Source organism: Bradyrhizobium sp. UNPF46, from assembly GCF_006658625.1.
Lineage (GTDB): Bacteria > Pseudomonadota > Alphaproteobacteria > Rhizobiales > Xanthobacteraceae > Bradyrhizobium > Bradyrhizobium nitroreducens.
Genome location: NZ_LFJB01000125.1, coordinates 18,941 through 30,526 on the forward strand (window position 1 = coordinate 18,941; position 11,586 = coordinate 30,526).

Consider the following 11,586-nt stretch of genomic DNA (forward strand, 5'->3'; position numbering starts at 1 on the left):
TTACGTAGTTCGCAATGATGTGTCTAATGCCAATAGCGTGATATTTGTCAGCTCGAAACAAGAAAGCGCGGCGGTGTCGCGCGAGCAAGAAAGGGCGGAGGTGAGCAGGCATGGGGCGTAAATTGCTATGGGCGCTACTCGTTGCGGGTCTTGGATTGACGTCTGGCGCGCGCGCCGATGACTATCCCACCCATCCCATCACCATCATCGTGCCGTTCGCGGCCGGCGGACCGTCGGATGCGATGGCGCGCGTGCTCGCCGAGCGGATGCGCATTTCGCTCGGCCAGCCTCTCGTGGTCGAGAACGTCACCGGCGCCGGTGGCTCGATCGGCGTTGCCCGTGCCGTGCAATCGCCGCCTGACGGATACACCATCTCCTTCGGCCATCTCGGGACACACGTCGCCAACGGCGCCGTCTACAAGCTCAAATACGACCTCGTCGCCGACCTCGAGCCGGTGGTGCTGCTGCCGAGCAATCCGATGATCGTCGTCAGCAAGAACGCGGTGCCCGCGACGTCGCTGAAGGAACTGATCGAATGGCTGAAGTCGCGCCCCTCGCCGCCGACGGCGGGGACCGCGGGCGCCGGCTCCGGCAGCCACATTGCCGGCGTCTATTTCGAAAGCGTCTCCGGTATCAAGCTGCAATATGTGCCCTATCGCGGCACCGCGCCCGCGCTGAACGACCTGATCGCCGGCCAGATCGACCTCATCGTCGACCAGACCTCCAACTCGATCGCCCAGGTTCGCGCCGGCACCATCCGCGCCTACGCCATCACCGACAGCAAGCGCCTCGCCTCGGCGCCCGACATCCCGACCGCGGAAGAGGCGGGCCTGAAGGGCTTCAACATGACGCTGTGGTCGGGCCTATGGGTGCCGAAGGGCACGCCGAAGGAGATCGTGGCCAAGCTCAACGCCGCGGCCGTGGAAGCACTGAACGATCCCGCCGTGAGGAAGCAGCTCGAAGGCCAGGGCCTCGAGATGACGCCGAAGGATCAGCTCACGCCCGAAGCGCTCGGTGCCCGTCAGAAGGCCGAGATCGCAAAATGGTGGCCGATCATCAAGGCGGCGAACATCAAGGTGGATTGAGGCGGAGCGGGATCGGCGCCGCTCATGGAATCGGGGCGGGTGGCGCCGGTGGGGGCAGGTCGCGCGGCTTGTCCTGCTCCAGCTGGAAGAACGATGCGAATTCCCGCTTCGCTGTCTCCTCCGCGGCGGCATATTCCTTCTTCTTGGCTGGGTCCGTCTCCTTTTCCAGAGCGTTCATCTTCTTGATCGCATTTTCGATCAGCGTTTTCCGGTCGGTAATCGCCTTGCCGCCGATATAGACGCCCTGGGAGATGCCGATCAGATACAGCATCGTCTCTGATATCGTGACGTCTCCCAGATCGTTCTGACCGCTGGAGAGGACGTAGGCTGCGACGACCAGAGTGAAGACGGCCACCTGGAATTTGTAGACGTCGAGTCGCTGCCCGGTCATCAGCAGGTTTGCCAGATTTGCGTTCTTGGCTGCCGGTATTGGAGTCCAATTGTACCAGCCCTTGGCGAGCGCAAAATCATTCGCTTCCTTGTCGAGCTCGGCCTTCAGTGTGGCCGTGTATTTGGCGCCGCCGGCGCCCACTGCACTGATGCCGAGGAGGTAAAGCAGGTCGGCGGAGATGCTCGCAAGCAATCCGGTGCGGAGCCATAGATAGAACAGCAGTCCCGCGACGATGAAGGTGAACAGGACGACCTGGACTTGAGAGATGCTGGAATCGCCGAGAACGCCGGCCGTGATGCGGATCGGGCTGACGGCATAGAGGTCGCGGCTCAGACCCGTGAGGTCGCCCATGTCCTTGAGATCATAAGTCGCCCAGGCCAGCCCGATATAGATGATGCTAACGAACAGCAGCGCCGCGATGACAGCCGGCATTTTGTGCGTCACAGACTTCGTGGTGAAGTAGGTTAGCAGCTTGCTATCGGCAGGTTTGGCGGCCGCGAAGAACGCGACCAGCAGGTAGTCCCGGTCTGTTGACTGCAGTTGGGGCGAACCCGGAGCCTCCACATTGAATATGATGCGATATTTCGGCGTGTTCTTATCTGTCGCATCGACGAAGCGATAGGATTGCGCGATCGAGACCTGCGTGAAGTTCTCCGACTGTGCCGGTTCTGTCTGCTGCGCGGGTGGTTTCTGCTGCGCCGGTTGGGGAGGAGCCGCCGATCGCGGCTGCGGCGAGGTTCGTTGATAGAGCCGGACGCACACATTCGCACGTTCGTCGCTGAAGGGCGCACCGACGATGTTGAACCAGGCCTGCCCTCCGCCGGGCAGACTGTTGCTGCTGCTCTCGACGCGCAGCTCGGCCGGTAAAGTCGAGAGCCTGTTCAGCTCGTACTGCAACGGATTGGATTTCGAGGCGGCCGCCTTGATCTTGCTTGCGGCCTCCTTCTGCTCCTTGGCCGCAGTCTTTTCAGTCTCCGACTTCCCGGCCGCGTCAATGATGCCATCGGCCTCGGCAATCTCCCGGTCCGCCGCTTTGATCACATCCAATTTGGCTTCCAGCTGGGTGCAGGCTTCCTGGTTCTGCGCCTTGGCCGGCAAACCTCCTATGGCGATCAGGGCAATTCCGGCTAGCGTCGCCAGGCGGACGAGATTGCGGGAAATACGATCGAGCGGCACCGAAACGCGCGTACAATCCATCGATACACCCAAAAAATGCAACAAAAAAATAACGATCGCCAAAATTGAATAATTTGGGGAGTTGCGTCAAGATGACTCTGCAACGCCGCGCGCGGGTGTGACAGTCCGCCCCATGAGCGGCCTGGTGGTCCCGGGCTGACGGCCTGGAGCCTCAGGGCCCGACGATCAGTCGCCGGCCCCAGTCAATCCCACCGGCGTTGCCTTGGCGCTGGCGTCCTTCGTCACCACGCGCTCGTCGGTCTTGCCGGCGACCATGCCGCTGCCTTCGAACCGCGCGCGGTAGACCAGCACGTTCTCCATCACGCGCTGGACGTAGTTGCGCGTCTCCGACAGCGGGATGCGCTCGACCCAGTCGACCGGATCGACATTGGGGTCGCGTGGATCGCCGCGCGCCTGCACCCATTCGCGCACGCGGCCGCGGCCGGCATTGTAGCCGGCGAAGGTCATGATCTGGTTGCCCCGATATTCCGACAGCAGCGCACTGAGCTCGGCCGCGCCCATCTGCGTGTTGTAGACGGGATCGGAGACCATCTTGTCCCAGTCATAAGTCAAGCCGAAGCGTTTGGCGGTGTCGCGGCCGGCTTCCGGCGTTACCTGCATCAGGCCGACCGCGTTCGCGGGCGACTTGTCGCGCTGGTCGAACGAGCTCTCGGTGCGTGCCACCGAATAGATCACGCTGGTCTCGATCGCGGGCGCGACCTGCTTGTGCTCGGGGATGCCGATGGTCGGGAAGGCGTAATGGTCGAGCGCGAGCCCGCGCGCCAGCGCGGTCTTGCCGACCTCCAGCATCACGCGCGCGTCGTTGCGCTGCCCGGCAAGCTCGCCGAGCGCTTCGAGCGCCGTGACGTCGGTGCTCTCCTTGGCGAAATCCTCGGCGTAATAGAACACCATGTCGCGCTCGCCGATGCCGTAGAGCATCTCGGCGGCGCGCACGCGCTCGTCGGCGGGCGACGTGTCGACTGCGGCCAGCACGGGCGAGGGCGGACGCAGCTCGATCCGGTCGAGACCGAGCTTGGCACGCGCCAGCTGGCCGTAATAGGCAGTCGGATAGCGCGCCGCGGCCCTGTAGCTCATGCGCGCATCGGCCATGGCGCCCATGGCCTCGGCCGCACGGCCGCGCCAATAATGGGCGCGCGACAGCGCGAGCGGATTGGCCGAGCCTTCGTCGATCGCGGCGAAGTGCACCATCGCCGCCTTGGGATCGCCAAGAAAGCGCAGCGCGATCCAGCCGCACATGAAGTGGTAGTCGACGCGATAGACTTCCTTCTCGGGCACCGCGGCGGTGCGCACCACGTCATAGGCGGTTCTGGACTTGCCCTGGTCGAGCAGCTTGCGCGCGAGCAGGCGGCGCTCGCGCCACCAGGCGTCGGTATCCTGCGCCGCCATGGTGTCGGGTGCGGCGGCCAGGATCACCTCGGCGGCGTCGTCGATGCGGTCCTTCTGCAGGTGCCATTGGGCGCGGCACAGCACATAACCGAGATCGCGGCGGGCTTCCGTCGAGACGTCGTCGAGATAGTCCTTGGCCTTGTTGGCTTTGCCAGTCACGGCGGCGCAGGCCTTGACGATCGCAAGCTCGTCCTCGCCGAGCCGCTTTGCGGCGCGCCGCGCAGCCGCGTAGTCCTTGGCGCCGAGCCGCTTGTCCATGCGGGCGCGATGATCGTCTGCGGTCAAGAGATCGCGGAACGCCTCGTAGGAATCCTCCTCGCTGCGCTCGGACAATTCGTCCGTGCGCCAGGCCTCGCGCACGAGGCGCGCGGCTCGGTCGGCATCGCCTTCGGTCAGCAGCACACGGGCGAGCGCGAACTTGCCCTTGGCGCTGATCGGGCGGTCCATGGTGAATTTGTGCACGGTGGCAGCGTCGCTCTTCTCCTGCCACAGCCGCGCCTCGGCGCGGCGGCGGAGCAGGGTTCGGCTCGGCCAGTCCGGATTGGCGGCGAGGAAGGCGGCGTAGCGCTTGAAATTCGCCGTGCTCTCGGAGTGGCGCAGCATGAACCAGTCGGCGAGCTTCTGGCCAGCGGGATCGGCAATGCGGTCGCGCGCGGCGCTGGCGTCCTCGGTCTTGCCCTTGCGCGCGAGATCGATCGCGTCCTTCAGCGCGGCAAGGTCGCCGGTGAGCGCCGGCGCTGCCGGCTTGTCTGCGGGCGCCTCGTCTTGCGTCTTCGACTTGCGCTTGGCCTCGGCATGCTTGCCATTTGCTTGCTTGACATGCCGCGCCTTGCCGGCGTTGGCATGACGCTGCTTGCCGGCTTTCGCCTCATGCGACTTCTTCGGCGCGGACGATTTGTGACTGCTCTTCGCTGCCAGCTCGGTGGGAATGAGGGCCAACGCGGCCACGGCAACGACACACGCGAGCGAGCGTAGGCACTGGTTCATTCCATGGTCCCCCTGCGAAACCACTACAAACCAAGGTCCGCGACGACATGCGGCTTGAGAATCAAAGGCATCGAAGACGATGCCACGGCATCGTCCCGCATTCCTCACGCTGTCGCAACAATGCGGCAAAATACAGATGCGACGCGGGAACTTCGGGACTGGCGCAAAGGGCAGTCCCTTTAACCTTCGTTAACGATCCGGCCCTGCACGACGGCCGGGTCGGTTCCGGGCGTCAGCGGACCCCAATTGCGCGTGTTCCCCTGGTCGGATCCGGTGTATGGAGTTCCATCGCTCCATCCTTCTGGCCTTTGCCCCGCACCAATGCCGCTTTTCAACCAGTCGATCCGGCGCAAGATCGTCGGCATCGCCCTCGGATTGATCGTCCTGATGCTGGTCACCTCGATCCTGTCGATGGTGATGTCCAGCCAGGTCGGCGTCCTGCTCGACGAGCTGACCAACCGCTACATCCCGGCCTACAGCCATCTGGCCCGCGCCAACATCCAATCGCTGGAGCGCGCGCTGGCGCTGCGGCGGATGGTCATGACCAGAATGGAGGCCCCTTCGGACGATGAGGCCTATACGGCGCGCCTTCGCGCCTTCGAACAATCGGACCGCAAGTTCGAGGAGGAGGCCGAGGCCGCGCGCAAGCTCATCAACGCGATCATCGACGATCCCAGGACGTATTCGGACAATGCCGCGCTGGGGCGGATCGACGTCCGCATCGAGAACGCCGTCACCGAGCTGCGGCGCAATCTGGACGAGGGCAATGCAAAACTGCTCAAGCAGGTCGAGGCCAAGGACATGGCCGCGGCCCGCGGCACGCTGGAACAGCTCGACGGTCTGCGCGACGCGTTCAACCGCAAGGTCGATGCGATCCGCGCCGACATGCTGACGCAGGTGTTCTTCTCGACGTCGCAGGTGATCAGCCGCCAGCATCAGGCGATCGTCGTGTCGGGCGTCGTGACGTTGCTCGCGGCGATCGTCGGCTTTGTGTTTGCGCTCATGGTGTCCAGCGGTATCACGCGCCCGGTGCGGCTGCTGCTCGCCGGCACCCGCGAGGTGGAGGCGGGCCGCTTCGACAAGACCATCACCGTCTCCACCCAGGACGAGATCGGCGAGCTCGCCGCAGCCTTCAACCGCATGACCGAGCAGCTCAGGCACAATGAGCGCATCCGCGAGACCTTCGGCCGCTACATCGATCCCAAGGTGGTGCAGGGGCTGATCGACCGGCCGGAGGTCGCCATCGACGGCGAGCGCCGGGTCATGACCATCATGTTCTGCGATATGAGCGGTTTCACCTCGATGAGCGAGGGCATGACGCCGCGCGGCCTCGTCAAGGTGATGAACCATTATTTCACGGTGATGTCCGCGCCCGTCAGGAGCAATCGCGGCGTCATCGACAAGTATATCGGCGACGCCATCATGTCCTATTGGGGCCCGCCCTTCGTCGAGGAGGACGAGCAGGCGCTCTTGGCCGGCGTCGCCGCCATCGAGATGGCCGACCAGGTGCCGGCGCTGCAGAGGCAGCTGCCCGACCTGCTTGGCATCCGCGCCATGCCCGCGCCGTGCGATTTGCGGATCGGCATCGCCACCGGCGAGGTCCTGACCGGCAGCATCGGCTCCGAGCTGATGATGAGCTTCACCGTGATGGGCGATGCCGTGAACCTGGCCTCGCGGCTGGAGGCCGCCAACAAGGTCTACGGCACCCGCATCCTGGTCTCGCAGGCAACGGCCGAGGCGATCGGATCGCGGCTCGAGCTGCGCGAGATCGATCGTCTGGCCGTCGCGGGCCAGAGCGCGCCGCAGCCGATCTTCGAGGTGATGGCGCGGGCGGGCGCACTGACCGATGCGCAAGCCGGCTTGCGCGCGCATTATGCCGAAGCGCTCGCCGCCTATCGTATCCGGCGCTTCGATGCGGCGCGCGCCGGCTTCAACGCGGCGCTCGAAGCCGTCCCCGGCGATGGCCCCTCGCGCACCATGCTCGGCCGCATCGCGCAGTTCGAGGCGAGCCCGCCGGACGAGGGATGGGACGGCGCCTGGCGGCTCGACAGCAAATAGGCGGCCGCATCGGAAAAATTGATTCTACTCGATAACGATGTTCGCCGTGACCTATTCCGCGGGCTTAGGTTGGATGTCCTTGAGGCGTTTGATGGGGACACGCCGATGCCAGAACTTCAGGACAGGCTGGAACGGTTCGAGACACTCACGGCCGAATGCGAGCTGATCGCCAAGCTCGCCACCGACAGCACCAAGCGCGAGTTCTATCTGAAGCTTTCGGAGCAGTACCGTCAGCTGGCGGTGGACATGCGGCAGGCAATCGCGACCAGGGCTGCGGCCTGAGGCCGGCTGCAATCCGTTCTTAACATCTGGCGCGCATCCTGATGGCACTCAGGCGTCGCTGATCGGCGATGCCCGTGGTGGGAAGGCCGGGGTTCGCTGCAATGCAGCGCGTCTCGCGAGTGTCATTGCCAAGTCTGACAGGGCAATCCCATGCGCCTCGTTGCCGTGATCATATTCGCGCTCATGACGGCCGCCTGCGACCAGGAGCAGGACATCACGGGCTCGACCACGCCGGTCTGCCCGTTGCGGAACTACAGCTACAATCCCCGCGACATGAACCAGTGCGTCAGCGCCTGCAAATCCTGCGATCATGGCACGACGGTCACTTGCACCACCTCCTGTACCCTCAAGGGCGCGCGCTGAGCGCACTCGCAGGCAGCGGCTGCTCCCGGGACGGAACCGGCGGTGCTCGGGCACCGGAACGATTCACGTGGGTTAATCATTGAGGGACACGGCAGGACGCGGAGTCCGATGGAAATGGGTATGCTCGATCCCGGTCGATTTCTGGTGTCGTGCTCGCATTGCGATACCTGGCCGATGGCGGCCAATGTGAAGCGGTCGAGCTGGTCGGCGTCCCCACATGAGGTCCGCTTCGTCTGCACGCGGTGCCGCCGCGAGGAGACCGCGATCGTCTCGGCCTCCGGCGAACTGACCCCCATCAAGCGCGTCGACGTTCCGCCACGCGACGTCGCTGCCGCCTGGGCCCAGGCGCAACGTTTGCGGGGGCGGACCTGACCCGGCCCCGCTCTCATGAACCATCGGCCGGTACGGCGATGTCGGCCGGCGGGGGTGACAACGGCAGGCCGTCGATTGACTCTCCGGCGGAACGATACGTAAATGGCCGGTGACGGTTCTCCTCACGGAGATCAAAAGGGAATGTGGTGCGGGACGTCCCAACGCCGGGATCTGTCTCAACGCCACGGCTGCCCCCGCAACTGTAAGCGGTGAATCTTTCGTCTCATGCCACTGGGAATCTCGGTCCTGGGAAGGCGACGTAGAGGTCACGACCCGCGAGCCAGGAGACCTGCCGTCAGCCGTGGTCACACGCGACGATGTCGGTCGGGGAGTACAGACATTGGCTTCACCGGAGCAATCCATCGCTCTGCCGTGGAACCTCGTTCGCTGTGACGTGCCACTGACGTCATACCGAGGTTTCAACTGTGTCCCGTCCCATCTCTGCCGCCTGGCGCCTCAGCGCTGGCCTGTTCGCGTCCGTCTCCCTCCATTCGCTCGATCTGTCTGCCGCCTTCGCCCAGCAGGCCCTTGCCGAGCAGCTGCCGCCGATCGAGGTGAAGCAGCCGGCGGATCAGAACCGCACGCGGGCCAGGGCGACCGGAAATGGCGATGCGGCGCGGCCGCGGGAAGCCGCGACTGTCGCGCCGGCAGGGCGTGGTGCCGGCTCGTCCGGATCCGATTCTGGCGCCGGCGATGGCGGCATCGTCGGCGCCGCCACGACCGTCATCACGGCCGCCGATATCGCGCATTCGCCGTCGCAGACGCTTGCCGAGATCATCGCGGCGCAGACGCCGGGAGCCCAGATCACCACGTTCTATGGCGGCCCAATCGGCGCCAAGACCAGCGTGGATTTGCGCGGCTTCGGCGCTTTTGCCACCGCCAATACGCTGGTGCTGGTCAACGGCCGGCGGCTGAACGACGTCGACATGGCGCAGGTGGACCTCTCCACCATCCCGCTCAATTCCATCGAGCGGATCGAGATCACGCGCGGTAATTCCGGCGCGGTGCTCTACGGCGACAACGCGGTCGGCGGCGTGATCAACATCGTCACCAGGAACGGCGTCGGCGGGCCGCCCGTGACCGCGCGCATCGAAGCCGGCTTCGGCTCGTTCAACACCAGGCTCGGCAACGTCTCGACCTCACTCAATTCCGGTCCGTGGTCGACCTCGTTCTACGGCAATGCCGTCAGCACCGACGGCTATCGCGACAACAATCGCTATTCCCAGAAAAATGCCGTCGGCAATCTCAACTACACCACATCAGGCTTGACTGCGTTTCTCACCGTCACCGGCGACAATCAGGAACTGCGACTGCCGGGCGGCCGCACCGTCGATCCCTCCATCGGCCTCGACGAGCTCACGAGCAATCGGCGAGGCACCAGCACGCCGTTCAACTATGCCAACCAGCAGGGTTATGGCGCGACGGCGGGCTTCACCAAGACCCTGGTCAACGGCGTCGACCTCATCGTCGACGGCGGCGTGCGTGACAAGAAGCAGCAGAGCGCGTTCTTCTCCAGCCCGATGCCGGTCCCGGCCTTCTTCACCTCGACCTATGTCGATTCCCATCTGACGACATGGTCGATCACGCCGCGGCTCAGCGTGAAGAGCCTCTTGCTCGGCATGCCCTCGCAGCTCCTGACCGGCATCGACTATTACGATGCGAGCTTTGAGCAGAACCGCGGCGCCGGGAAGGGGCTCGCCGCCTGGCACAATTACGACCTCAGGCAGCAGACGGTCGCGGGCTATTTCCAGCACGCATTGGGCGTGGCGCCGACGACCGATATCTCCTATGGCGCACGGGTGCAGAACGTCAGCCTTGCCGCACGCGATAATTTCAACCTGGCCGCGCCGTTCAACGCCGACATCGGCGCGCTGCCGCTGACCAGCAGCGAGACCCAATACGCGCTGCATCTCGGCGCCGAGCATCGCCTCAATGACGTGGTCTCGCTGTTCGGCCGCGCCGCGCGCGCCTTCCGCACGCCCGACGTCGACGAGCGCCTGTCGTCGGGACCGTCCTTCGATCCCCTGACCTTCGCATCGATCCCGCAAACCTTCCAGCTCAAGACCCAGAGCTCCCAGGATATCGAGGGCGGTCTGCGCCTCAAGGGCGGCGGGCTGCAACTGCAGAGCAGTCTCTATCTGATGGACCTCACCAACGAGGTCCATTTCAATCCGGTCCTGTTCTACAACACCAATCTCGATCCGACCCGGCGCTACGGCTCGGAGACCAGTCTGTCCTATCGCGTCAACGATGCCCTGCTGCTGCGCTCGGGCGTGGCCTATACACGCGCGGTGTTCCGTGAAGGCATCTGGGCCGGCAACGACGTGCCGCTGGTGTCGCGTTACACGGCGAGCGCCGGCGTCACCTGGAATATCTGGCAGAATTATCTGGTGCTCGATGCCACCGCGCGCTTCTGGAGCGAGCGGCGCATGGACAACGACCAGGCCGGGACCCAGAAGCCGATCCCCGCCAACGGCACGATCGACCTCAAGCTCAGCGGCCAGGTTGAGCGCTACTTCTGGTCCCTCAGCGTCAACAATGTGCTGAACGCGCTCTATTACGACTACGCCATCGCAAGCACCTTCACCGACGGCCGCTTCAGCGCCTATCCGCTGCCCGGCCGCACCTATCTGCTCAAGGCCGGCGCCACGTTCTGACGCCGCAGGGGCTGTCACAACCCCGCAAATGGATTAGAACTCGAAAACAAGGAGATCACTCATGGCGCTCAGCATCCTGCGGTCTGACGACGACCGTTTCCGCCTTCATCCGGTCGCGCCGCGCCTTGCGCCGATGTTCGGCTTTGCGCTGCTGACGGCATCGTGCGTGCTCGCGAGCTTCGCGTTCGCCTGCGCCACGCCGTTTGCGGCCTTCGCCGTGGTGGCCGCAGCGATGCTGCGGCTCCGCCCGGCACTGCTCGTCGTCACCGGCGCCTGGCTCGTGAACCAGACCATCGGCTTTGGCGTGCTGCATTATCCCGTCGACGCCAACACCATCGCCTGGGGCTTCGTCATCGGCGCGGCTTCATTGCTGGCGACCGCGGCGGCGTCGCTGGCGCTCGGCCGACTGCCGCAGGGCCGCACGCCGCTGATGCTGGCGATCGCGCTCGTCGTCGCCTATGGCGTTTACGAGCTCGCGCTGCTCGCCGCGACGCCGTTCCTCGGCGGCGAGGGCGCCTTCACCGCCGCGATCGTGACCCGCATCGGCCTGACCTGCGCCGCCTGGCTCGCCGGCCTCGTCGCCGTCTGCGAGATCGTCCGCCTGCTCGCCCCGTTCGGCCGCAAGGGGGCGATGTCGGCGTGAGCGGATAGGACCCGTAGACCCGTAGCCCGGATGGAGCGAAAGCGTAATCCGGGGCGGCTCGCCCGGCATCTCGCACCGTCCCGGATTGCGCTGGCGCTCCATCCGGGCTACGGCGCCGTGCCTGTGTCGCCCTCTGTCAATCCGCTGCCGCAAAAATATTCCGCT

General features: G+C 65.0%; 9 protein-coding genes and 1 riboswitch. Of the genes, 7 read left to right on the forward strand and 2 right to left on the reverse strand.

All coding sequences use genetic code 11. From position 1 onward, the window contains the following. Window positions 1-110 precede the first annotated feature (110 nt). A complete protein-coding gene (locus tag UNPF46_RS36490; protein ID WP_142253251.1) occupies window positions 111-1,085 on the forward strand; it encodes a tripartite tricarboxylate transporter substrate binding protein BugD in 975 nt (324 codons plus the stop codon). Between the two features lie 22 nt (window positions 1,086-1,107). Here the strand turns inward: UNPF46_RS36490 and UNPF46_RS36495 are convergent, their stop codons facing one another. Further along, window positions 1,108-2,715: a hypothetical protein gene (locus tag UNPF46_RS36495; protein WP_142253252.1), complete on the reverse strand. Its 1,608-nt coding sequence runs from the start codon at window positions 2,713-2,715 to the stop codon at window positions 1,108-1,110. 123 nt (window positions 2,716-2,838) lie between these two features. Further along, window positions 2,839-5,046 (reverse strand): lytic transglycosylase domain-containing protein, encoded by a 2,208-nt coding sequence (locus UNPF46_RS36500; RefSeq protein ID WP_100176851.1) that lies wholly within the window; start codon window positions 5,044-5,046, stop codon window positions 2,839-2,841. A 321-nt stretch (window positions 5,047-5,367) separates the two neighbouring features. Between UNPF46_RS36500 and UNPF46_RS36505 the strand changes: the two genes are divergently transcribed. From UNPF46_RS36505 to UNPF46_RS36525, 6 genes are all read left to right on the forward strand, one after another. Continuing rightward, window positions 5,368-7,104 carry an adenylate/guanylate cyclase domain-containing protein gene (locus UNPF46_RS36505; RefSeq protein WP_100176850.1) on the forward strand — a complete coding sequence of 579 codons (1,737 nt, stop codon included), beginning with the start codon at window positions 5,368-5,370 and terminating at the stop codon, window positions 7,102-7,104. Window positions 7,105-7,209: 105 nt separating this feature from the next. Then, a complete protein-coding gene (locus UNPF46_RS38090; RefSeq protein WP_174718894.1) occupies window positions 7,210-7,386 on the forward strand; it encodes a hypothetical protein in 177 nt (58 codons plus the stop codon). A 150-nt stretch (window positions 7,387-7,536) separates the two neighbouring features. Continuing rightward, window positions 7,537-7,749: a hypothetical protein gene (locus UNPF46_RS36510; protein ID WP_100176848.1), complete on the forward strand. Its 213-nt coding sequence runs from the start codon at window positions 7,537-7,539 to the stop codon at window positions 7,747-7,749. A 108-nt stretch (window positions 7,750-7,857) separates the two neighbouring features. Beyond that, window positions 7,858-8,121, forward strand: a complete 264-nt coding sequence (locus UNPF46_RS36515) for a hypothetical protein (protein ID WP_245448237.1) — start codon at window positions 7,858-7,860, stop codon at window positions 8,119-8,121. A 96-nt stretch (window positions 8,122-8,217) separates the two neighbouring features. Further along, window positions 8,218-8,432: riboswitch (cobalamin riboswitch) on the forward strand. A gap of 114 nt (window positions 8,433-8,546) precedes the next feature. Then, the gene (locus tag UNPF46_RS36520; RefSeq protein ID WP_142253253.1) at window positions 8,547-10,778 is read left to right on the forward strand and encodes a TonB-dependent receptor; all 2,232 of its coding nucleotides are present in this window, start codon (window positions 8,547-8,549) and stop codon (window positions 10,776-10,778) included. A gap of 61 nt (window positions 10,779-10,839) precedes the next feature. Next, window positions 10,840-11,421, forward strand: coding sequence for a hypothetical protein (locus UNPF46_RS36525; RefSeq protein WP_142253254.1), 582 nt, complete (start codon window positions 10,840-10,842; stop codon window positions 11,419-11,421). Window positions 11,422-11,586: the final 165 nt, after the last annotated feature.